Here is a 22950-nt window from a genome sequence, read left to right on the forward strand (position 1 = left end):
TCTTGAGGAAACCGCGCCTTGCGTTTGTTGATGACTTTCGTGAGGCTTTATTCCTCGTTGAGAATATCCATGAGATATTTTCCATACTCGTTTTTGAGCATGTCTGCAGCGAGAGCTTCCAGCTGTGCCTTGTCGATGAATCCTTTTCTGTAGGCGACTTCTTCCACGCAACTGATGAGGTGACCCTGCCGTTCCTGAACGGCCTGGACAAAACCGGCCGCCCCATAGAGTGATTCGTGCGTCCCCATATCCAGCCATGCGTAGCCGCGGCCGAGCAGACGGACTTCAAGGTCTCCCCGCTTCAGGTAGGCATTGTTCACGTCCGTGATTTCCAGTTCACCGCGCGGTGACGGGCTCAGGCTTTTGGCTATCTCGATGACGTCGTTGTCGTAGAAGTACAGACCCGTGACAGCGTATTTGGATTTGGGTTTTGTTGGCTTTTCTTCGATGCTGATGGCCTTGAGGTTCTTGTCGAATTCGGCAACGCCGTACCGTTCCGGGTCCTTGACCTTGTAGCTGAAGACAATGCCTCCCTGCTTGAGGGATGCGCTTTCCTGGAGCATGCCGGAAAGGCCTTCGCCGTAATAGATGTTGTCTCCGAGGATCAGGCTGACCGAGTCATCACCGATAAAATCTTCACCGATGATGAAGGCCTGTGCAAGACCTTCCGGTTTGGGCTGTTCCCTGTAGGAGAGGTTGATGCCGAACTGGGAACCGTCGCCGAGCAGGTCCTTGAACCGGGGCAGGTCCTGCGGGGTGGAGATGATGAGGATGTCCCGGATTCCACCGAGCATGAGGGTGGAAAGCGGGTAGTAGATCATGGGTTTGTCGTAGACGGGTAGCAGTTGTTTGCTGACAACGCGTGTCAGCGGATACAGTCTCGTTCCTGAACCGCCCGCAAGGATGATGCCTTTCATGGTGCCCCACAGAGGATGAATTTACTTATGGTTCAACATGCGCTATCGCTTCTGCAAACGCGCAAACAGTGTTAGTATATATGCGTCATTGCGCAAAAAGCAACAGGCCGCGCCCATGGGGGCGGCCGGAGAATATGCACATGGTTCGTCCCCCGTATTTTCATTTTTCCGGCGGCCTTGTCTTTGCCGTCCTTTTTCTGCTCGCACTGTTTTTCTTTTTCATTTTTGTTCCGGTCAGTATCGTTACCGAGGCCTTTTCCCGTCTGGGCGTTACTCCGGGGCAGGGCATATTGCTTTTGACGGCCACGTTGTTGGGGCGCGCCGTGAATATCCCGGTGTACACAAGCGAACGGCTGGTCATGGTGCCGAGAGCCGGGGCGTTGGAGATTTCACAGAATCCTTTCGATGGACATATCCGTATTAATGAGCAGCCGGCAAATGAATTGAAAAAACAGGAGTTTGCCGTAAATTTTGGTGGATGTGTCCTGCCGGTCATCCTTTGTGTGTCGTTTTTTCTGCATTCGGTTCTGGGCAAGGGGCCGGACGTACCCGATGCGGGCGGGCTTTTGCTGTGGACCGGTTTGTGCTCCGTAGTTGTGGCCGTGGCATGTTATGCGCTGGTTCGTCCTGATGCGGTGCACGGTTTGCGTATCCCGCTTTTTGTTCCCGCCCTGGTGACCATGGTTACGGTTTTTCTTCTCGTGCCGCACGATATAGCCCCTGTTGTGGCGTATATTTCCGGTACACTGGGAACCATCCTTGGTGCGTGCGTCGCCCCTGTTCTTTCACCAAGGGTGCGCAACGGTATTGCCGCCCCGGTTGTTTCCATTGGCGGGAGCGGTACGTTCGGTGGCATTTTTCTTGCCGGAATTCTGGCGGTTATTTTTGTTTAGGAGGACAGGGCGTGCAACAGGACATGATCGTATCGGTCAGGCAGTTTCTGGGAAAAGGCGCCATGGTCGTTATCGGAGCCGGCGACACATGCGAAGTGCGATATCACGGTTATGCTCCGGTTTTGCGCGTAGGTGATCGGCTTGAATCCGATTCCGGGGCCTTGCTGGTCGTTTCGGTGCGTTGGACAACAGCGGACGGCCATGGTCCTGCCCGCAGGGAATTCGTGGCCGAAGTTGTCGAGGATTGTAACCCGGCTGAAGAAGTGGTTTTCGACGTTGTTCGTGAAGGATACGCCCTGGCTTGGGTTACCTTGAGCGACAAGGGGGCTGCGGGTTTGCGGGAGGACGCCTCCGGCCCGTCCATAGAGCGCATGGTGCGGGAGACGCTTGAATTGTCTCACGTGCAAGGATTCATTATTCCGGACGACGAGCCGGGAATCCGGGCACTGATCACGAGTCTTGCGCTTGAGCAGGGCTATGATTTGGTTCTGACAACTGGCGGGACTGGTGTCGGGCCGAGAGATGTCACTCCACAAGCAACATTGAGGGTGATAGATCACCGTTTGCCGGGATATGAACGCGCCATGACCAATGCCAGCCTGCAAAAGACGCCGCATGGGGCGATTTCTCGTGCCGTGGCCGGATGTTTGGGGAATGCTCTTATCATCAATCTGCCGGGCAGCCCCAAGGCCGTGGCCGAGTGCCTTGCGCCGTTACTGCCGACTTTGCGGCACACATTGCAGAAGTTGCACGGAGATCCTTCGGATTGCGCGGCATTGTATTTGTAATCAAGATGTTAATGGGCTTGCGGCCTGCCCTGTCAACTGGTAAGGCTGATAAAGATTGCGCTGTGGCGGATTTTCTCATGAATATCATTTCAAAGGCGATAGAATGAAATCCAGAGTTTTGTATATTTTAGCATTGGCTGCTTGTTGTACTCTGTGTCTGATGGGTAACGCGTTTGCCCAGCAAGAAGATGTACAGAAGAAGGCTGATATAACGGGTGATTACACTTTGGAGCGTTGTGTTACTCGGGCTTTGAAAGCCAATCCGTCGATTCTTGCTGCACGCGCAGCCCTGAAAGGATCCGAGTATGGCGTTGATGCAGCGACGGGCGAATTCCTGTTCAAAGTGAGCGGCGATTACGGCTACACCCATTACGATCGTGACCAGACATACGGCGATAATGACCAGTGGGTTGCCCATCTTGGTTTGAGCCAACCTCTGTTCACGGGTTTTCGCCTGCTTTCCTCGTATCAGAAATCCAAGCTGCTCAACGAGAAAAGCGATCTTCAGCTCTACAACGCCGAACTGATCGTCATTCAGGACGTTCAGAGCAATTTCCTCTCCTTGCTCAAGGCCCGCATGGATGTGAAAAGCGCCGAAGACTCGGTGGAGCGTTTGAAGTCTCAGCTCAAAGTCAACAATGCCTATTACGATGTCGGTCTTTATCCGAGGGTTGACGTTTTGCAGGCTGAAGTTGAATTGGCTACGGCCGAGCAGGACTTGCTGACGGCTCGAAATACGGTTTCCATTCAGGAGGCCCAACTCAATACTTTGCTGAACCTGCCTCTTGATGCCGATATTAACTATGTGGGCAGCCTTGACTATGCCCCCACCCAGTTTGATCTCAAACTCTGCCTTGAGCGGGCGTACAAGACTCGTCCCGATCTGAAGATAGCGTTCAAGAGTGTTGAGACGGCTCTCAAGGATGCCAAGATTGCTGCCAGCAGTTTTTATCCTCAAGTATCTGCAGATCTTGATTATTACCGCTCTGGTGATGATCCTGATGTTGATGGAGGCGACAACTGGTCCCATTCGGCGTCCGAGAATTGGCAGGTGGGCGTGAACATGAATTGGACCATGTTCGAATGGGGTGCCGATTACCATGATTGGAAGCAGACCAAGGAAACAGTCAATCAGTTGCAGGCCGAGTTGGAAAAATCACGGCTCAATGCCGGTTTTGAAGTCAAACGTTCCTTGTTGAGCCTGAAAGAGGCCGCGGATCGTATTCGGGTCGGTCGTAAATCCGTTGAGTCTGCAAAGGAATCCTACCGTATGGCCATGGCTCGTTATCAGGCGCAGGTGGGCACCAACAACGATGTTCTTGATGCTCAGGCCCGTGTTTCCGAGAGTGAGGCTCAGTTGAATACGGCCCTTGCCGATTATAACACCGCGCTTTCCACCTTGTATGTCGCCATGGGTGAAAAGAACCCCGGACTTGAGGCCCGTTAGTTCATGACGTTTTGGGGCAAGGGGCGCGAACCCCGTCTTGTTTCGGGAATGCGTTGCAGCAAGTGTGACGGACCGCTTGTCCGAATCCGCCGCTGTACGGAGGTTTTTCTCCGTTGTGAACGTTGCGGTGCTCGTTTGGAGGTCAGGGATTATGCACGATACATCGACGATTCTTTTGAAGAGGATGTCGCCCATGTCCCCATGGATCGAATATGATTTCAATACACGTATGAATCGACTCGGAGCCGTCCTTGTGACGGCTCTGTTCGTATTGTGTTGTGTTGTTCCGCTTTCGGTGCAGGCCGAGGAGGATCAATGGAAGCCGCTCAGGGAACGGTTGATCCTGGATGGTTTTGATCGACAAGAGGTCAATGCGATGTTCGCAAGGGCGGGCATGCGTTTTGATCCTTCGGTGATGGCCAGGAAAATGAATGTGCTGCTGTCCACGCATCTGACCAAATCCGGCTCGGTGGAAGTCGCGCAACCGAAACCCCTTACGCGGTATCTCAATCCCGTCCTTCTCGCCGGTGCGTATGCGTATCTCAGGGAGCACGCCGATTTGTTGCAGCGTATTGAAGGTGAATACGGGGTTTCAGATGACATCGTGGTTGCCGTTTTTCTGGTGGAAACCAAGCTTGGCAAGACAATAGGCGATGATCGGGCTTTTTCGGTTTTGGCAAATATGGCCTTGGGCGGTGACTTTTCTCGTATTGACCAGTATGTGGATACAGCCGGGCTGGATGATGACACGCGGCAATGGCTTGTGCAACGAACCTTGCGCAAGGGAAATTGGGCTTTTGAGGAGCTCAAGGCGTTGCTTACGTACTGCCGCCAGGCCGATGCCGATCCCGTAACGCTTCCCGCCTCGGTGTACGGAGCCATCGGGTTGTGCCAGTTCATGCCTACAAGCGCGTTGCACTACGGCAGGGACGGTGACGGAGATGGAAAGATTGATCTTTTCGTTGAGGCGGATGCCCTGTTCAGCATGGCCAATTACCTGAAGGAGCATGGTTGGAAAGCGGGGCTTTCTTTTGATGAGCAGGCGGAAGTCATCTACGCGTACAATCATTCCATGCATTACGCATTGACCATTCTGGAAGTCGCTGATCGCCTGCGCAAGACCGACAGCATTTTTGGCCGCAGCTAGTTCTTCTCCAACAGACCCGTGTACAGGTTGAGCGTCCTGTTCAAGAAATCTTCCCCTCCCAGTTGCGACATGGTTGCCTTGTGCAGTGCCAGATTCTTTTCCCTGAACTCTTCATCGTTGACGGCTTTGTCCAGAACTCGGGTCATTTCGTCCACGTTGCCCGGCTCAAACAGGGCTTCGGCCGGAACGATGTCGGGCATTACCCCAACGTCCGAACTGACAAGGACACGTTTTGCCGCCATTATTTCCAGAGCCGCCCGTGCAATGGCTTCGGACCATAGTGAAGCCACCACTCCCGTATCCATAGCCGAGATGCACGCGGCAACGTCGTCGCGTTTGCCGCTGATACGGGTGATGTCCTCGACATGGTATTCTTGAAGCCATTGCCGGATCTGGCTGGAATCCATGGCCGTGTCAAAGCCAATCAGGAACAGACGGATGTTTTCATTTCCCTGCGACCGCAGGCGTGCCACGGTCTCGATGAGCTCGCGGTGCCCTTTGACGCGGTCGAAACGTCCGAGCAGGCCGACAACATGGTTTTCGGAAGCGAAGTCGAATTCTTTCCGTACCGAGGTGCGTCCTTTTTCATCAAAGGCGAATTTGGTTTTGTTCACACCTCCCTGAATGAGCCAGACAGCGGATTCCGGAGTTTTCATCTTGCTCAGGAAATGTTGTGCCATGCGCCGATTGGTCACCACGACCGCATCTGCGACTTTGGCGTGCAACCAGCGGTTGAAGGCATCGCTTTTGGGTAAACGTTGGTCTCCTCGGGTGCGTATCAGCCGGTACCCGAAATTCGCGAGTTTGAGCAGGCCCCAGAGAAAAAAGCCCTCGCCGCGGTGACAGTTAACGATGTCCGGCCGATACGTGCGCAGGAGCGCGATTATCTGGCCACACGTTTTTGCCAGGCGCAACGGGTTATTAGTGTTGAGGTCCAGCGGGATCGTTTTCAGGCCCAATTCCCGCGCCTTTTGATCCGGAGGTGTGTTTTCAAGTGTCAGTACAATGACATCATGACCGTCGTCGGACAACAGTTTGCTCAGGTATATGGCGTACCATGCCGTGGCGTTGAACCATCGTACGTTGATGACTTGGAATATTTTCATGGGAAACTCCGTGTATATACTGTATCCTGCTGAAAGCATGACAGTTCCGTGTTTCATTGGCAAGCTTTGCCATTGGTCGTATCCTCTGTGGCGGCTACACCGTGTTGGTATGTATGCGTTCGTATTTGTTGTGGAACCGGTTTTGCATACATGGGGTAGAACGGGGCCGTGCATGCGTGCGGTTGCCCGCGTGTCGTGTGTATATGGAGTGTAAGGAGAAATAATGCCGAGTCTTTCTTCGTTGCTGGCGGAGTTGCCGGAAATAAAGCAGTCCCGCATGGTCAGTTCCGGTCTGGGCGTGTGGATGGCCTGGAGTGGCAAAAAACATAACGCCATTGAGAATACCATGCGCGATTATGGCGCGCTGCTGATGACCGAGGATAACAATCAGGCATTATGGTTTTGTCCTGACAACGAAGTCCTGCGCGCTGTAGCCCGGCTTCAAAACTGGGCTCGCGTCAATTCGCTTCCGGCATTTTGTCAGGTTTTTCCGGTAACATTTCTTGTAGCTCCCGACCTTTCCATTTCATTGTCTGTGCCGCAGGAGATCAAGGTCCAGGATGTGGTTGCTCCCTCCGATTTTGAAGTATGGCTGCATCCCAAGCTCAAGGAGCAGGTAGCCTCGGTCAAAGGGCTTGCCGTTCGTCCGGCCAATGCCATGGATGGGCTTGCCCCTCTTGAATGGAACACGCTGCATGCGGATTCGGGGCTGGACTATGAGTCCATGCTCAAATGGTATTTCATCATCAAGCCGCTCGGCAAGTTGGGGGACAAGGAAAGCATTATCGGCTGGAGGGATTTTTCCGCGGAAATTCAGGATTTATTGCAACGCCTTGGGCTTCGGTATATTTCCGACGTAAAAGAAGGGTTCATTTTTTTTCCGTTGAACAATATCCGCCTTTTGCGCACGTTTTGCAGCGATGTCCTGAACACCATTGCTGCGGCCAAAGCAGACGAGGAAAAGAAGTATTGGCCCGTGGTCATGGCGGCCGTGCCCCAGCAAGGACACAATTTTACGGAAGAATTGCCCAAGAAGGTGGGGGTTGACTGGAACCGTCTTGTGCCGGATTTTCCTCACCTGCGTTATGTTGACGCCTTTTTGCTCTCCAATTGGTTCAAGCTCAACGAAACTCGCTACGGTGGTGCCCAGGTCACTCTTGATTCCTGGTGCAACATTCGGCTGAAAGATGGAGGAGACGATGCCCGTTACGGCACCATGGAGGTAATGCTTCCCGTCAACATGGTGCAAAACGATGGCAGGGAGTGCTTTTATTGTGGCCAGAAAAACCATTTGCCGAGCGAATGTCCCACAAAACAATTTACTCAGCCAGCCTCACAGGTGTGGACGCAGCTGTCCAAGCTGGACCTTGATGCGCTGAATGACGCCGTGGTCGAGTTGGACAAGGCTGTTGATCCGGAGAATTTCGTTGCCACCATGGAAGCCCTGTTGGACAAGAAGAAAGGTCCGGCGGCTCTTTTGGCTCGTTGTATTTTTGAGATAAATTCCTGTGTGCAGCTTCGTCTGCTCAAGCTGGTTTGGCGCAGTCGTGGCAAGGAATGGCCCGAGGGTTTGCGGCAATTGGCACCGGAAGAAAGCAGCAATGCGTGGAGTGCCCTTGCGGCCTTGCAGGGCGGTGATATCGATGAAGCGGCCTTGCAGGCAAAGGAGGCCAGCCTCAAGCATCAGCGCAGTTTTCAGCCCCATTCATTCATGGGCTTTTTGTCCATGGAGCAGGAAGACTTCGGGCAGGCTTTGTTTCAGTGGCAGGAAGCCGAGCGTCTTGGCTACACGCCGCTGCAGCAGGGGTATCTGGAGTTTCTTCAAGGGCGTCTGCATGAGGTGGAGGGGGCCTACAAAGATGCGGTTTCTGCCTACAAACGTGCCTACGTTATTTCGCCCATGTGGCAGGAATGCCTGTATCGTCAGGCTGTTGCCATGGTCAAAATGGGGTTTGCCGGCCAGGCAATGGACCTGTTTCATGATCTGATTCAACGCGATCCCCACATGTTCAACCGTATCCTCATTGATCCGGAGCTTGACCGGGGGCGTGTGCAGATTCTCAGTGCATTGTGGGATTTATGGTACGATGTGGAGACCCGGGCTGAAGAGGCGCGCAAGCAGGTGGATGAATATATCGAGGACATCAACAAGCGTTTTGACAAAAAGCATGCGTTTTATGAGGCGGCTGCGGAAGATCTTGATCGTCTCAAGAAGATCGGTGCGATACGGAACTATGTTGCTTATCGGCAGCTTCTTCGAGGCGCGGAGAAGTTCAAGGAACAGCTCGACAATCAGGTCAAGCTCGAGGTTCGACGGGTCAACGGTACCGTGGAGTTTTTGACGGAACGCATCAAAGAGATTCAGAAAGAAGCGGCGTGGTTTCCTTTTCCGAGCCTGTTGCGTGATTTCAATCGTGATTTCAATTTTTGTGTAGAGAAGATCAACTGGATCAAGACGCAACAGATCAAGCAGGCCGAGAATTTTCGAAAGTCCCTGGATTTCATGACACAGATCGAGGATCATATCGATACTTTGCAGAAAAAGCTGGTCACGCTTCGTATTATCCGTGACGGAACGCTCTTTGTGCTCATGCTTGGCAAGAGTTTCATTTGGTTTGAGCTGGTCGGGCTGGGGCTTGCATTGATGGCGGTCCCTGCGTTCCTGTATTTTACCCACGGTGTTGAAGGAAGCTGGATTGTGGATACGATTCGAACGCAACAGTGGGAGTTCACAAAGGGGCTGGTGATCATTCTCAGCGTGTTGGCCCTGCTTTTTTCCGCGGTCAAGACGGCCCTCGGGTTCGAAAAAAAGAAGCGGGAGATGTTTGAGCAACTCGAGGAAGAGTTGCGTACGGTTGCGCCCAAGCGTTATTGATCGTATCTTCCAGTATCGGCTTTTTTGCGTGGCAATTGTTGCGCATCGTTTTCATGAACCTCGGGAGTTGGCATGCATACGCTTGTTCTTCTTCGTCATGGCCAGAGTATCTGGAATCTGGAAAACAGGTTTACGGGTTGGACAGATGTTGATCTGTCCGAGCAGGGGATTGGCGAGGCTCGGGAGTCCGGGGAATTGCTTCGCCAGCAGGGCTATGAATTCGATGTATGCCACACTTCGTTGCTCAAACGAGCCATCCGTACCCTTTGGCTGACACTGGATTCGCTGGATCGCATGTGGTTGCCTGTGGAGCGGACATGGCGCCTGAACGAACGCCATTATGGAGCATTACAGGGGTTGAACAAAGCGGAAACGGCACGCAAATATGGTGACGAGCAGGTTTTTGTCTGGCGTCGCAGTTTTGATACACCGCCTCCGCCTCTTGAGTTGGGGGATGAACGGTTTCCCGGGAATGATTCTCGTTATGCTCAAGTGGACAAAGGATTACTGCCCCGTTGCGAGAGCCTGCAGATGACCATTGAGCGGACCATGCCATACTGGTTTGACGTTATGGCACCCCAGATTCGGACCGGAAAACGTCTTTTGGTGGTTGCGCATGGCAATTCATTGCGCGGGTTGGTCAAGTATCTTGATGATATGGACGACCAAAGTATCACCCGGCTGAATATTCCTACCGGAATCCCTCTCGTGTACACGTTGGATGAAAATCTCAGGCCCATTGAAAGTCGTTATCTTGGCGATGCAGACAAGGTCGCCCAACGCGCTGAAGCTGTTGCCAACCAAGCCAAGTCCTAGTACGCCTTTCGGGTGAACGAATCCATTCTATCTTCCGCTTTGCTCGGCTGGTTTTCTGCCCATGGACGTGATTTGCCGTGGCGTCGCACCTACGATCCCTACCATGTCTGGATTTCCGAGATCATGGCCCAGCAGACACAGATGAGTCGTGCCGTGTCCTTTTTCGAGCGTTGGGTGGAGCGGTTCCCGTCCATATGCGATGTTGCCCGGGCCGATGAAGACAGTGTGCTCAAACAATGGGAAGGGCTGGGCTATTATTCTCGTGCGCGAAATATCCGCAAGGCGGCCCGGTTGATTTGCGAGCAACATGAAGGGGTGTTTCCTCGTGACTTCCAAGATATCCTTTCGCTTCCCGGAGTGGGGGAATACACGGCCGGAGCAATAGCCAGCATTGCCTTCAATCTTCAGTATCCCTGCGTGGATGCCAATGTGAAGCGCGTCTTCTCCCGACTTTTCGATTTGGACTTTTCCTTCAAGAGTTCTGCGTTGCACAAGGCTGTTGCGCGTCTGATGCGCGAACACATGCCCGAAGGTCGTGCCCGGGAGTTCAATCAGGCTGTCATGGAGTTTGGCCAATTGGTGTGTTCAAAGCGTCCGGATTGTTCGTTGTGTCCGATTTGTGAACACTGCAGGGCCTTTTCGCGCGATACTGTCTTGTTTCGTCCTGTCATGGAGGAGGCTGTGAAGCCCATGCGCATTGACATGGCGTCCGGTTTTTTGCTCCATGAGGGGAAGGTGCTGATACAAAAACGCCGAGCTGACGATGTTTGGCCCGGGTTGTGGGAGTTTCCCGGGGGAGTGATCGAAAAGAGGGAAACCCCTGAACAGGCAGTTGTTCGCGAATATCGAGAAGAGGTTGCCCTTGCTGTTCGACCGGTGGAAAAGATCGGTGTGGTGCGATTTTGCTATACCCGTTATCGGGTGACTCTGCATGGTTTTTTGTGCGAACTTGCCAATGGTGATTCTTGGGAACCTGTATTTCACGAGGCGCAGGAAGGGGGGTTTGTTGCACCGGTAGATCTGGGTGAATTTGCCTTTCCTTCCGGGCACCGCAAACTGTTGGAAACCATGCGGGCCGATGTTCGCTACTCGTCTTTGTTTTTGAAGTAATCCCCATAAAAACAGACTGTTGCAGTTGCTGGCGCAATCCTTGCTTGTTCCTTGTTGCCGTGGTGTACGCCGACGGATAATTGACAGCGAGGTATGTGTCATGAGTTTTGATATCAATCAGATTACCGCGATGATGCGGTCCGCCGACTCTGGGCAAATCTCTGCCGGCAAAGGCGCAGATGCCAGAAACATGGACGCAGGCAGGGCCATGCAACTGCAGGCGGCCTTCAGCAGCCAGATGCAAATGGCCCAGAGCCTTCTGGGACAGGGGGATACCCGCCCAGGAGTGGATGGGGCCGCAGGGTCGTTTGACGAAAGCATCATGAATGATGCCCTGATGTTTGACGCACTTTCCTCTTTGGCCAGCATCATGCGCGGCAGTTTCGGTGCGGCAAAGCCCATGAAACCCATGCAGGCTGTTGCCGATTATTCGACGGGTCGCGTCCCCAACGAGATTCGGCGCGCCGTGACACAGGCCGAGCCTGAGATTCGCGAGGCATTGGGGAGCATGAGTGCCATGTTTGAATCCGGCTCCCGTGGCATTGCGGCTATCGGATATGATCGTGTGGGAGGTACTTCCTACGGAAAATACCAGATCGCATCCAAGGTCGGTACCATGGACGCTTTCTTGTCATATCTCGACAAACACCAGCCTGAATGGGCGGATCGTCTGCGCGCTGCAGGGCCTGCGAACACGGGATCAAAGACCGGCGGCATGCCTGAGGTCTGGAAGCGGCTTGCCGCGGAAAGCCCGGAGAAATTTGAAGCCGTTCAGGGCGATTTCATCAAACAGCAAAGCTATGAGCCGGCACGGCGTATGATTTTGACCGGTACAGGGGTGGATATGGATAATGCCCCGAAGGCCGTGCAGGAGGTGCTGTGGAGCACTGCGGTGCAGCACGGCCCTACCGGCGCCTCACGAATATTCGGCAAAGTCATTGAGGCATTCCGCTCGGTCGATACGGGCGGGGATTTCAACCGAAAACTCGTGGAAGGCGTCTATGACCAGCGCATGACGCAATTCGGAGCGTCAACCGAGCGCGTACGGGCCAGCGTGCATTCCCGCCTCGGCAGGGAAAAGCAGTTGGCCGTGAACATGCTGGAAGGAAAGTCCCTGAACAGAACCGTATGAGTATGGAAAAAAGGAATTTATATGGGCGCGTCCACTTGGGCGCGTCTTTTTATTTGGCCAGTTTTGATTCAAGTTGTCGGGATGATTTCATGTCTACCTGAATCGTGCCGATGACCGAATCAACACGCACCTGTCCGTGGGCAAATCCTTTGACCTTGCGTACGTCCTTGACCTGAGCATACATGACCGTGGCTTTGGTGTCTTCTTTTCTGTAGCTTTTGAGGGCACACAGGGCCGCAGCCTGCTCCAGCGTTGTTTGCGGTATTTCGCGGTTCGGATGGTCGCGGCGGAGGATGACGTGGGAGCTGGGGCCGTCCTGAAGGTGGAACCAGTAGTCGAAGGCGCTGGCCGCCTTGCTAATGATGTCGTGATTGGCCTTTTTGTTGCGGCCGCGGATGATGGTGAATCCGTCCGTGGACGTGAATACGGATGCGGCAATGCCTCTGTATCGTTTGGGCAGTGTCGGAGCGGGCATGGCCGTTTCCCGTGTTGTCTGCCTTTCCGGAAGTCGGCCGCGTTCAAGGTCGTTCAATTCACTGTGGAGCTGTTTGCGTCTGCGTTTCACATGGCGCAGCCCCCGTTCTCCCTTGGCTGCCAGGCGGAAGTAACGTTCCATGTTTTCCGTGGGCGTCAGGAAGCGGTTCATGGGAACCGTCATCTCGCCGTGTTCAGGATGGGAAACGGTGACGTTTTCCAGTCCTTCTTCCTGTTTGAAACGGTACAGTTCGGCCTGCAACGCCTCGGCCATGATTTTGTCTTGAATGAATGAGCGCAGGCGTTCCTCTTCCTGCTCAAGTCTGGAAAGGTTGCGCCGCAACCGTTTGCGTTCCCGTTTAAGGCGGGTATTGTCTTCGCGCCCGGCTTCGGTATTCAACTGTTGAAACAGTGCTGATTGGCCAGAGGCGTTGGCCGCTTCAAGGGCGGAGGAGTACGTTCGGTCATGGTTCCCTGTTTTCCAGGTCAGAGGGATGGAATGAGCGGAGTCCTGACCAAGGTGGAATTGGTCGTTCATGCCCGCGGCCAGGTTCAGGTATTGCGCATGCGCCTCTGCCTCGGGCAAGGAATGCAGGTGCTTGCGAAGCGGGGGAGAGATGTGCGGATATTGTCGCCAGATTTCATTGTTCGCGAGGATGTCTTCAAAGGCTGGCCATTCAACGGCTGCAGCAAAAGAGTCGGGCAATTGGGTTGTCAACGAGACTTCGGTTCTCAGGTCAAAGAGAATGTAGTTGAAATCGTTGACCCGTGACGGAGTCAGTTCCCATGCGATTTTCAGATTGGTCCAATCCGTATGGAAATCAAGCAGGCGTCGCCCCTGTAGGTGTTTGCGGAACCACATGACCTGTGCCGTCGGTATGGCCGGGTTGTCTGGCTTGACCGGGGAAAGAAAAAGATGGCCCGCCGATTTGGCGGGCCGGAAGAGCAAATGCAGAGTTTCACCCTTTGCCTGCAGCTTGAATGTCCAGACTCCGGGAGCGGGGCCGAATATTTTTTCTATTCTGCGCCCTTTGAGTAGCGGACCAATTTCGGCCGCCAGAGAACGGAAGAAAATGGCTTCCATGATTATATGTTGCGAATTCTAGTCGCCGCGAACTTTTTCGTCTTCTTCCTGTTTGCTTTTGCAGTGTATGCACAGCGTGGTCATGGGGCGGGCCTTGAGTCTGGGGACGCTGATATCTTCTCCGCATTCCTGACAGACGCCAAAGTCGCCATCTTCTATGCGCTGCAAAGCCTGGTTGATTTTCTTGATGAGTTTACGCTCCCTGTCGCGCAGACGGAGGGTGAAGGCCCGGTCGGATTCGGCCGTTGCCCTGTCCGCGGGGTCTGCGTAAACCTCGCCGGATTCGGTCATGTCTTCAATGGTTGCTTCGCTCTTCTCAAGTATATCGGAGAGCATGCCATTGAGAAGTTCCTGAAAGTACTGAATATCACTAGCTTTCATTCACTGTCCTCCTAGAGGTTGGAAGAACGTGGCCTGGCGTTGCTTCAAAGACTATAATAATGAACTAAAGAGGTTGCGTAAACCAAAAAGCATCGGAAAGTAAAGTGTTTCTTTCATTGGTCATATTTTGGTTATTCGTGAAGTTTTTTGGGAAATTTCCTTGACACCTGATTGGGGCACGTATAAAAGAACTTCCCTCGTGAGCGGGAATAACTCAGTGGTAGAGTGCAACCTTGCCAAGGTTGAAGTCGCGGGTTCAAATCCCGTTTCCCGCTCCACACAACGAGGCGGCATAGCCAAGTGGTAAGGCAGAGGTCTGCAAAACCTCCATTCTCCGGTTCAAATCCGGATGCCGCCTCCATTTTTCGAGCGGGAATAACTCAGTGGTAGAGTGCAACCTTGCCAAGGTTGAAGTCGCGAGTTCAAATCTCGTTTCCCGCTCCATATTTCAGGGCCGTCCTCAGGACGGTCCTTTTTTTTGTTTTTTTGCCATGCTTTTTGGTGATTGCGGTACGGTCCGTGCAAAGTCGGGGCAAACGGAAAAGAATTCCTGATACCCAAGTGAGAAAAATGCATGGAACACAGCATATCCGATCCCGTCGCCGAAATATTGAAAATTGAACGCCCGACCGAGCGTTTTTGCCTGTCTCCATTGACCACAGCCGGATTGCAGGCGCGTAATTTCACCCGGGCCAGCATTTCTGTCTCGGAGTGTATGGCTCCCGAATTCTACGCGCCGAACAGGTCGCTTCAGGAAGAGTTTGAACGGCTGTGCGATCCAGGGTTTCCTGTTTCAAGCGAGGTTTTGCTTAACCTCGTGGTCAAATACTTCTGTGCCTATGTGGACGACTCTCTGGGGACGCGTCCTGTGGACTTTGCCGAGCTGGCAGGCGTGTTCGAGGCTTTTGGGAGGCACCAGAGCCTGAACGAGCCGCATGATGATATCGAGCGCATGAATCGCATGCGTCAGTGGTCAGGTGTGCTGCGCCTTTTGGCGGACGCGCCGCGCATGGCCCATGTGTTGCGCGATGTGCTCGGCATGAGGATACGCAAACAGGACGAGCGGTTCATTGGCGTGGATATGGGAACGGCTTCCGGGCTTATGGTTGTGGCCATGGCTGCCAACGCACGCAGGAACGGATTTGCCGATCCTCTGGTGCGCGGGTTTATGCACGATCCGGTAGCCGGGGAGCGAACCCACGATTTGTTGCGGTTGTTGGGAGCGGGAGATGTGCTGGCTGTTCTGCCTGCTGATCGCCGTTCTTATGCGTGGCTGCAGGGCCGGTCTCCATCGATGGTGGTGAATGAACGCCTTGTGGGCATGCAGCAACCGTTGGGCGAGCGGGACTTTTTTGCCCCGTATTCTACACTGGCCACAGTAATGCGTGACAACGCGGGTGATACTGTTTTTTACCCTGAAGGCGTGATTGCCTACTGTCGCGATGCCAACATGTCCATGGTCATCAGTCCGGATGCGGGGCTTCAGGTTTCCGAAGAGTATATGAGAGCCGGGTTGGCCATGCAGGGCTTTTTGCATGGTGGACAGGTTGTTCCAGTGCACCGCATGGGAGAAGAGTTTTACGGATATTTTTGCGGTGATTGATTGGAAAGGTCACTGGACGGCCTCTTCCAGAGTCTTGCGCAGCGAATGATTGAACTGCCAACTCTTCAGTCGGCCTTGGTCGTCGACAGTGCCTACGAGACGGAATGGTGGCTTTCGTTCGGTAAAGATTGACGTCATTACCGGATGGACGCTTGAAAAGCGCAGGTCGTCGAAAATCATTTCCGTACCGTTGCCTGTGTCGCGGGTCTTTATGATCGGATACCGGGCAAACCATTTCCATGTAGCAAACATGGAGGTTTGCGTCCCTAACTCCTCAAGCAGGCCCGGATTGGCCCTATGCCCGGAAATGGAAGGATATTCTTTGCCGGGGACGAACGTGTTGACCAGGGTCAGCGTATAGGTGTCCTTTTGCCGGGAAACGACCTTCCAGTATATAGGGGTGAATGCATCTGGGATAAAGTCAAATTCTTCGAATTGTATTCCCTGATTGGCGTATTGCTTGCTCATCATGTTTTCGAGCAATGATCCCGTCCCCAGGCTGGCAAGCGGATAAATGAACACGAATGCCAGTGCCCATTTGCCGATGACGCTTTCTTTGTTCTTTCGGATGAAAGCGACCACCATGAACAGCAGCAGGGTAATTGTATATATGGGGTCTATGATGAAAAGTGCATCCAGCGAAAAGCGTTCATTGGAAAACGGAGCCAGAATTTGGGTTCCGTACGATGTGATGTAGTCCAGCCAGATGTGAACATATATGAGGAAGAGTGCCAGCAGGAACGATTTGGCCAATGGAACTTTACGGGCCACAAACCTGTAGAGGATTGCCAGAATAACGGCCATGACCGCCCCCCCCGCAATGGATGTGCTCAGCCCGCGATGATGGAGCAGGGACCATTCAGGGTCTGCGTTGAAAAAGAGGATATCCACGTCTGGAATCCATGCACAGAGAATGCAGAAGGGCATAAACAGACGGGCTTTGGGAAAGTTTCGCCTGAAAGCCTGTGCGCCGATAACGCCTGAAGCCAAGTGGGTAACAGGATCCATGACGTATATATACGTATAAGTGCCGTGTAAGTAAAAAGGAATTTCCGTTAAGATATTGTCAGTTGATTTTCAGGGGATTGGTGAGTACCTTCCCCGAAACGAACCGGAACAAGGATGACGAGCATTATGCGTACCCCCTCTGTAGGCGTAGCCCTTGAAGGTATTCCTTATATTGTTATAGCCGCTTTTACCACGCTGCTTTTTGCTGTGCTGGAATGGCCCGTGCCCGCTCTTGTGGCGCTCGGTTTGACTGCATTCATCGGCCATTTTTTTCGTGATCCGGAACGGGTTGCCCCCGAGGATCCGGACGCGGTGTGCTCTCCGGCCGACGGCCGCGTATGCAAGGTCTCCCGCGAGGTTGACCCCGTGAGCGGCGATATGCGTCAGGTCGTCTGCGTATTCATGAACGTATTCAACGTGCACGTGAACCGCATGCCGGTTTCCGGCAAGATCGAGCGCACCCGGTATATCCCGGGCAAATATTTCAATGCCTCGCTGGACAAGGCCAGCACGGACAACGAACGGTGCGTGCTGGAAATCGTGGGCAAGGGCAACCAGCGGTTTACAGTTGTTCAGATTGCCGGACTGATTGCCCGCAGGATCGTGTGCTGGGCCGAACCGGCTGATAAACTCAAGCGTGGCGAGCGGTTTGGTTTGATCAAGTTCGGGTCCCGAGTTGACCTTTACATCCCGGATGGCTATGTTCCAACTGTGCATGTCGGTGACAAGGTCGTTGCCGGTGAGAGCACCATGGCCGTTCGCAAGGCGTAATGACGGCTACTGTCACAGCACAGGAATGAGATACGATGACTGGGGAAAAGAAATTGCCGCGCCATAAGAGCGTGTACATTCTGCCGAACCTGCTGACTGCAGCGAGCCTGTTTGCTGGCTTTCTGGGCATGACGTTGGCCATCAAAGGAAACTTTGAAGGGTGCGCGTTGTGTATTTTGATCAGTTGTGTGCTCGACGGTCTGGACGGCAAGGTCGCCCGGCTCACGGGAACCACCAGTGAATTCGGCATCCAGCTCGATTCTCTGGCCGACCTTGTGGCTTTTGGCGTCACCCCGGCCATCATGGCCTATCTCTGGCAGTTGCATGCGTTCAACCGTCTCGGCCTCATGGCCGCGTTCCTCATGATCGTGTGCGGTGCGCTTCGTCTTGCCCGTTTCAATGTGCAGACAAAGACATCTTCCAAAAAATTCTTTGTGGGCCTGCCCATCCCTGCGGCAGGGTGCACGTTGGCGACTCTGGTCCTGTTCTCTTCCTATCTGCCTCCCGAATTCGCCGCCAAGGCGTTGCCGGTGAGCACGTTGGTGCTGGTCTATGTGGTATCGTTCTTCATGGTCAGTTCCATTCGTTTTTACTCCTTCAAGGAGTTTGGGGCTCTCAAGGCTCACCCGTTCAGTGCGATGGTCACCGCGATTCTGCTTTGCGTGCTGGTGGCATCCAAACCCAAGCTCTTGGGTTTTCTGATCTTCCTCGGGTACCTTGTTTCCGGGCCCGTCTACACCATTTTCTTCCTTTCCCGCAGGAGCTCCCGACTACTAGGAGACTCCACTTCCAAAAAGCTATCCTAGCCCGATAGCGCGATTCGTCTTTTTCCATAAGTTTATCATGCGGTTTTCGGGCCGTGACCCTGATGCACAATTGCGTTCCGGTCACTGCAGAAATCGTGTTACAACCAGATAATCCCTGTTCGGTACAGGGCCTCATAGCAGGAGGAAATCATGTCTGAACGTGTGTATATTTTCGATACTACGTTGCGTGATGGTGAGCAGTCTCCCGGCGCCACCATGAACCTTGACGAAAAGATTCGTATGGCAAGACAGCTGGAAACGCTTGGTGTGGATATCATCGAGGCGGGTTTTCCCATTGCCAGTCAGGGTGACTTCGAGTCGGTGCGAGCCATAGCCAATGCTGTTGGCGATGTGCAGGTAGCCGGGCTGTGCCGTTCAGTGGTCAAGGACATCGACCGCTGCTGGGAAGCGGTCAAGGTTGCCAAAAATCCCCGAATTCATACGTTCCTGGCCACCAGCCCCATCCATATGGAGCACAAGCTCGGCAAAACCCCGGAGCAGGTGCTGGTAATGGCCGACGCCGCAGTGCGCCATGCTGCCCAGTATACCACGAACGTGGAATTTTCCGCCGAGGATGCGTCCCGGTCCGATTGGGATTTTCTGGTCAAGGTTACGGAAACCGCCATTTCCGCCGGGGCCACGACCATCAATATCCCCGACACCGTGGGCTATACGCAGCCGCATGAATTTCATGAACTGATCAAGTACCTCATGGACAATGTCTCCAATGTGGACAAGGCTGTTATCTCGGTGCATTGCCACAATGATCTCGGACTGGCCGTGGCCAACACGCTGGCCGCCATTCGTGCCGGTGCGCGCCAGGCCGAGGTTACGGTGTCCGGCATTGGCGAACGTGCGGGAAACGCCGCCCTCGAAGAGGTGGTCATGGCCATGAATACCCGCAAGGATCAGTATCCGTATGAAACGGGCATCAACACCCACGAGCTGTTTCCTTCCTGCCGCAGATTGTCGCAGATTATCGGGCAGCCCATTCCTCCGTACAAGGCCATTGTCGGTCCCAATGCCTTTGCCCATGAGTCGGGCGTGCATCAGGACGGGGTCATCAAGAACCGCCTTACCTACGAAATCATGACCCCGGAATCCATTGGCCGGGCCGGAAACGAGATCGTCATCGGCAAGCATTCCGGCAGTCACGCCATTCGCAAGAAGGTCGAACAGCTCGGTTATTCGCTGGACGATGCGCAACTCGGCGTGCTTTTCAATGCGGTCAAGGAGCTGGCGGACAAGAAGGAACAGGTCTTTGACGAGGACGTGGAAGCCCTGATTCTGGAAAAGGTTTTCCGCAGGCGGGACAAGTTCCGCCTTGCGGACATGAGTGTGTTTTCCGGTGCCGGAGAAGTGCCGCCCCATGCGGCCATGGTGCTGGAATTTGGTGAACCGGGAGTTGACGCTGACGTGCGCACGGTTTCCGAGTTCGGTGAAGGATGCGTTGACGCCGTGTTCAAGTCCATCTATTCGTTGGTCGGAGTAACACCCCGTTTGGTTCGCTACTCGGTCAACGCCGTAACCGAAGGTTCGGATGCCCTGGCCGGTGTAGCCGTGCGCATTGAACACGACGGCGTAAGCGCCGTGGGTCGCGCCAATGACGCGGACGTGGTCAAGGCAAGCGCCCTGGCAATGGTCAACGCGCTCAATCGCATGGAAAAAGCAAAAGAGGAGAGATAGGAATGCCACAAACTCTGGCAGAAAAGATATTGCAACGGCACACGGATCAGGACGTGCGCGAGGCCGGACAGATCGTCCAGTGCCGCGTGTCCATGGTTCTGGCCAACGACATTACTGCGCCGCTGGCCATCAAGTCGTTCAAGGCCATGGGAGCCAGGCAGGTGTTCGACAAGGACAAGGTCTCCCTTGTCTGCGACCACTTTACTCCGAACAAGGACATCGAGTCTGCGGAGCAGGTCAAGGTGGTCCGTGATTTTGCCGAACAGATGGGCATTACCCATTATTACGAATGCGGCGAAGTGGGCGTGGAACACGCCCTGCTGCCGGAAAAAGGCATTGTCGGCCCCGGCGACATCGTCGTGGGTGCGGACAGCCACACCTGTACCTATGGCGGGCTGGGCGCTTTTGCCACGGGTATGGGCTCCACGGACATTGCCGGGGCCATGGCCCTCGGTGAAACGTGGTTCAAGGTGCCGCCCACCATCAAGGTGGAAATCGAGGGCACGCCGCAGGAATATGTGGGCGCCAAGGATTACATGCTCAACCTCATCGGCAGGATCGGTGTTGCCGGCGCCCTGTACAAGGCTCTGGAGTTCAGCGGCACTGCCGTGGATGATCTTACCGTGGAAGGGCGCATGACCATGGCCAACATGGCCATTGAGGCCGGAGGCAAGGTCGGATTGTTCGCCTCGGACGCCAAGACCCTTGCGTATGCCGCTGCTGCGGGCCGTTCCGGCGACATCGAACTGAGTGCCGATGCGGGCGCGATATACGAGCGGGTGGTGAACATTGACGTGAGTGACATGGCGCCGCAGGTTGCCTGTCCGCATCTGCCGGACAACGTCAAGCCCGTGGATGAAACCGCAGGGTTGCGGATTCATCAGGCCGTGATCGGCTCGTGTACCAATGGGCGTATCGAAGACATGCGCGAAGCCGCAGCCATTCTCAAGGGGCGGACCGTTGATTCCAAGGTCCGCTGCATTGTCCTGCCTGCCACGCCCGGCATTTGGAAGCAGTGCCTCAAGGAAGGGCTTATGGAAATATTCATGGCCTCGGGCTGTATTGTGGGACCGCCCACTTGCGGACCGTGTCTTGGCGGGCACATGGGCATTTTGGCGGGCGGCGAGCGTGCCATTGCCACCACCAACCGCAACTTCAAGGGCCGCATGGGCAGCCTGGAGAGCGAAGTATTCCTTTCCAATCCCGCTGTTGCCGCTGCCAGCGCCATTGCCGGCGAAATCATCAACCCCGCCAAACTCTAGGAGCGAGAATCATGAAAGTGACAGGAACCGCCCACAGAGTGGGCGATCATATCGATACGGACGCCATCATTCCGGCCCGTTTTCTGGTGACCACGGACCCCGATGAGCTGGGCGCCAACTGCATGGAAGGCCTTGAAGAGGGCTGGATCAGCCGCGTCAGCAAGAATGACGTGATTGTGGCCGGAGAGAATTTCGGCTGCGGCTCTTCGCGTGAACACGCGCCCATTTCCATTCTCGGAGCGGGCATCCCGGTGGTCATCGCCAAAAGCTTTGCGAGGATCTTCTATCGCAACGGTTTCAATATGGGACTGGTTCTGCTGGAGGTCGGCGACGGCATCGAAAAGATTGGCGATAGCGATTCCATTGAAGTGGATACGGAAAAGGGCGAGGTTCGCAATCTGACCACCGACGATGTGATCCCCTGTTCCCCGGTGCCCGAGTTCATGCAGGAAATTCTGGATGCCGGCGGACTCGTGCCGTACGCCAAAAAGAAATTGTCCTGACCCGTTGGTCAACTATCAGGAGAGACAATGAAAAAGATATGTGTATTGCCCGGAGACGGGATAGGACCGGAAATTGTTGCGCAGGCCTTGGCCGTGCTGGACAAGGTCGGTGAACGGTTCAACCATTCCTTTGAGTATGAGGAAGCCCTGATTGGTGGCGCGGCCATTGATGCCGACGGCGTGCCCCTGCCCGAAGAAACCGTTGCCAAGTGCAGGAAGGCCGATGCCGTACTGCTGGGCGCGGTGGGCGGACCCAAATGGGACGAAATTGATCCTTCCATCCGACCGGAAAAGGGCCTGCTGGGCATCCGCAAGGAATTGGGACTGTTCGCCAACGTGCGCCCCGCAACCCTTTTTCCGCAACTCAAGGAGTCCTGCTACCTGCGTCCTGACATCGTGGAAAAGGGACTGGACGTCATGGTCGTTCGCGAACTGACCGGGGGCATCTATTTTGGCGAACCGCGTATGGACGGAGAAAAGGACGGACAGCGATACGGCTTCAACACCATGGTCTACTACGAGGACGAAATCCGTCGCATTGCCCGTGTTGCCTTTGAGGCAGCCCGCAAGCGCGACGGCCGCGTCTGCTCGGTGGACAAGGCCAATGTGCTGGATGTTTCCCGGGTCTGGCGCGAGATCGTCATCGACGAACACGCCAATTATTCGGACGTGGAGCTGACCCACATGTATGTGGATAATGCGGCCATGCAGCTGGTGCGCGATCCTTCCCAGTTCGACGTCATGGTTACCGGCAACCTGTTCGGCGACATCCTTTCGGATGAAGCCGCAGCCATTACCGGTTCCATTGGCATGTTGCCCTCGGCCTCTCTGGGTGCGGGCAATCCCGGTCTGTTCGAACCCATCCATGGTTCGGCTCCGGACATTGCCGGGCAGGACAAGGCCAACCCTCTGGCCACGATTTTGTCCATTTCCATGATGCTGCGGCATGCCTTTGACATGGCGAAAGAGGCGGACTGCATCGACAAGGCCGTGCAGGATACCCTGTCCAATGGGTTGCGGACCGGTGATATCATGTCGGAGGGTTATCGTCTTGTGGGCTGCAGGGAAATGGGAGAGGCCGTATTGAGCGCCTTGGATTAGCCTGTCGGACCGATGCAAGACAAAAACGAGGCCCTGCCGA

The 22950-nt window shown here is 54.5% G+C and carries 21 protein-coding genes and 3 tRNA genes; 19 read left to right on the plus strand and 5 right to left on the minus strand.

The genetic code is table 11. The features are described from left to right. Positions 1–47 precede the first annotated feature (47 nt). Positions 48–917 (minus strand): glucose-1-phosphate thymidylyltransferase RfbA, encoded by an 870-nt coding sequence (gene rfbA / locus F8A88_RS04925; protein ID WP_151149963.1) that lies wholly within the window; start codon positions 915–917, stop codon positions 48–50. Between the two features lie 140 nt (positions 918–1057). Between rfbA and F8A88_RS04930 the strand changes: the two genes are divergently transcribed. The 5 genes from F8A88_RS04930 to F8A88_RS04945 all read left to right on the plus strand — a co-directional run bounded on the left by F8A88_RS04930 (position 1058) and on the right by F8A88_RS04945 (position 5192). Beyond that, the gene (locus F8A88_RS04930) at positions 1058–1810 is read left to right on the plus strand and encodes a DUF1614 domain-containing protein (RefSeq protein WP_151149964.1); all 753 of its coding nucleotides are present in this window, start codon (positions 1058–1060) and stop codon (positions 1808–1810) included. Between the two features lie 11 nt (positions 1811–1821). Then, positions 1822–2598: a MogA/MoaB family molybdenum cofactor biosynthesis protein gene (locus F8A88_RS04935; protein ID WP_241667344.1), complete on the plus strand. Its 777-nt coding sequence runs from the start codon at positions 1822–1824 to the stop codon at positions 2596–2598. A 103-nt stretch (positions 2599–2701) separates the two neighbouring features. Beyond that, entirely contained in the window at positions 2702–4045 is a 1344-nt protein-coding gene (locus F8A88_RS04940; RefSeq protein WP_151149965.1) for a TolC family protein, read from the plus strand. A gap of 3 nt (positions 4046–4048) precedes the next feature. Continuing rightward, positions 4049–4261 carry a dual CXXC motif small (seleno)protein gene (locus F8A88_RS16110; RefSeq protein WP_421958074.1) on the plus strand — a complete coding sequence of 71 codons (213 nt, stop codon included), beginning with the start codon at positions 4049–4051 and terminating at the stop codon, positions 4259–4261. Next, on the plus strand, positions 4161–5192 hold the full coding sequence (locus F8A88_RS04945; RefSeq protein ID WP_241667345.1) for a lytic murein transglycosylase: 1032 nt from the start codon (positions 4161–4163) through the stop codon (positions 5190–5192). The genes F8A88_RS16110 and F8A88_RS04945 overlap by 101 nt, the downstream gene beginning before the upstream one ends. Here the strand turns inward: F8A88_RS04945 and F8A88_RS04950 are convergent. After that, complete coding sequence (locus F8A88_RS04950) at positions 5189–6298, minus strand: glycosyltransferase (RefSeq protein ID WP_151149966.1); 1110 nt, start codon at positions 6296–6298, stop codon at positions 5189–5191. The genes F8A88_RS04945 and F8A88_RS04950 overlap by 4 nt on opposite strands. Before the next feature lie 223 nt (positions 6299–6521). On the opposite strand from F8A88_RS04950, the gene F8A88_RS04955 reads away from it, so the two are divergent. From F8A88_RS04955 to F8A88_RS04970, 4 genes are all read left to right on the plus strand, one after another. Beyond that, positions 6522–9173 carry a tetratricopeptide repeat protein gene (locus tag F8A88_RS04955; RefSeq protein ID WP_151149967.1) on the plus strand — a complete coding sequence of 884 codons (2652 nt, stop codon included), beginning with the start codon at positions 6522–6524 and terminating at the stop codon, positions 9171–9173. A 72-nt stretch (positions 9174–9245) separates the two neighbouring features. Next, entirely contained in the window at positions 9246–9989 is a 744-nt protein-coding gene (gpmA, locus tag F8A88_RS04960) for a 2,3-diphosphoglycerate-dependent phosphoglycerate mutase (protein ID WP_151149968.1), read from the plus strand. Positions 9990–10001: 12 nt separating this feature from the next. After that, entirely contained in the window at positions 10002–11099 is a 1098-nt protein-coding gene (mutY, locus tag F8A88_RS04965) for an A/G-specific adenine glycosylase (RefSeq protein WP_151149969.1), read from the plus strand. Between the two features lie 190 nt (positions 11100–11289). Beyond that, positions 11290–12231, plus strand: a complete 942-nt coding sequence (locus F8A88_RS04970; protein ID WP_151149970.1) for a VgrG-related protein — start codon at positions 11290–11292, stop codon at positions 12229–12231. A gap of 49 nt (positions 12232–12280) precedes the next feature. Here the strand turns inward: F8A88_RS04970 and F8A88_RS04975 are convergent, their stop codons facing one another. After that, a complete protein-coding gene (locus F8A88_RS04975; RefSeq protein ID WP_151149971.1) occupies positions 12281–13789 on the minus strand; it encodes an NFACT RNA binding domain-containing protein in 1509 nt (502 codons plus the stop codon). 18 nt (positions 13790–13807) lie between these two features. Then, positions 13808–14170, minus strand: a complete 363-nt coding sequence (gene dksA, locus F8A88_RS04980; RefSeq protein ID WP_151149972.1) for an RNA polymerase-binding protein DksA — start codon at positions 14168–14170, stop codon at positions 13808–13810. A gap of 203 nt (positions 14171–14373) precedes the next feature. On the opposite strand from dksA, the gene F8A88_RS04985 reads away from it, so the two are divergent. The 4 genes from F8A88_RS04985 to F8A88_RS05000 all read left to right on the plus strand — a co-directional run bounded on the left by F8A88_RS04985 (position 14374) and on the right by F8A88_RS05000 (position 15773). Then, positions 14374–14448, plus strand: a tRNA-Gly gene (locus tag F8A88_RS04985). Between the two features lie 8 nt (positions 14449–14456). Continuing rightward, a tRNA-Cys gene (locus F8A88_RS04990) sits at positions 14457–14531 on the plus strand. 8 nt (positions 14532–14539) lie between these two features. After that, positions 14540–14614 (plus strand) — tRNA-Gly (locus F8A88_RS04995). A gap of 130 nt (positions 14615–14744) precedes the next feature. Beyond that, on the plus strand, positions 14745–15773 hold the full coding sequence (locus F8A88_RS05000; RefSeq protein WP_151149973.1) for a hypothetical protein: 1029 nt from the start codon (positions 14745–14747) through the stop codon (positions 15771–15773). 9 nt (positions 15774–15782) lie between these two features. Here the strand turns inward: F8A88_RS05000 and F8A88_RS05005 are convergent, their stop codons facing one another. Then, positions 15783–16781, minus strand: a complete 999-nt coding sequence (locus F8A88_RS05005) for a metal-dependent hydrolase (RefSeq protein WP_151149974.1) — start codon at positions 16779–16781, stop codon at positions 15783–15785. Positions 16782–16907: 126 nt separating this feature from the next. Between F8A88_RS05005 and F8A88_RS05010 the strand changes: the two genes are divergently transcribed. The 6 genes from F8A88_RS05010 (at position 16908) to leuB (ending at position 22910) form a co-directional block, all read left to right on the plus strand. Further along, positions 16908–17552, plus strand: a complete 645-nt coding sequence (locus F8A88_RS05010; RefSeq protein ID WP_151150270.1) for a phosphatidylserine decarboxylase family protein — start codon at positions 16908–16910, stop codon at positions 17550–17552. 35 nt (positions 17553–17587) lie between these two features. After that, entirely contained in the window at positions 17588–18358 is a 771-nt protein-coding gene (gene pssA / locus F8A88_RS05015) for a CDP-diacylglycerol--serine O-phosphatidyltransferase (RefSeq protein WP_151149975.1), read from the plus strand. 150 nt (positions 18359–18508) lie between these two features. Next, the gene (locus F8A88_RS05020) at positions 18509–20044 is read left to right on the plus strand and encodes a 2-isopropylmalate synthase (RefSeq protein WP_151149976.1); all 1536 of its coding nucleotides are present in this window, start codon (positions 18509–18511) and stop codon (positions 20042–20044) included. A 2-nt stretch (positions 20045–20046) separates the two neighbouring features. Further along, complete coding sequence (gene leuC, locus F8A88_RS05025; protein WP_151149977.1) at positions 20047–21306, plus strand: 3-isopropylmalate dehydratase large subunit; 1260 nt, start codon at positions 20047–20049, stop codon at positions 21304–21306. A gap of 11 nt (positions 21307–21317) precedes the next feature. After that, positions 21318–21809 carry a 3-isopropylmalate dehydratase small subunit gene (locus F8A88_RS05030; protein WP_151149978.1) on the plus strand — a complete coding sequence of 164 codons (492 nt, stop codon included), beginning with the start codon at positions 21318–21320 and terminating at the stop codon, positions 21807–21809. 27 nt (positions 21810–21836) lie between these two features. After that, a complete protein-coding gene (gene leuB / locus F8A88_RS05035; protein WP_151149979.1) occupies positions 21837–22910 on the plus strand; it encodes a 3-isopropylmalate dehydrogenase in 1074 nt (357 codons plus the stop codon). Positions 22911–22950 lie beyond the last annotated feature (40 nt).

The organism is Pseudodesulfovibrio senegalensis (assembly GCF_008830225.1).
Lineage (GTDB): Bacteria > Desulfobacterota > Desulfovibrionia > Desulfovibrionales > Desulfovibrionaceae > Pseudodesulfovibrio > Pseudodesulfovibrio senegalensis.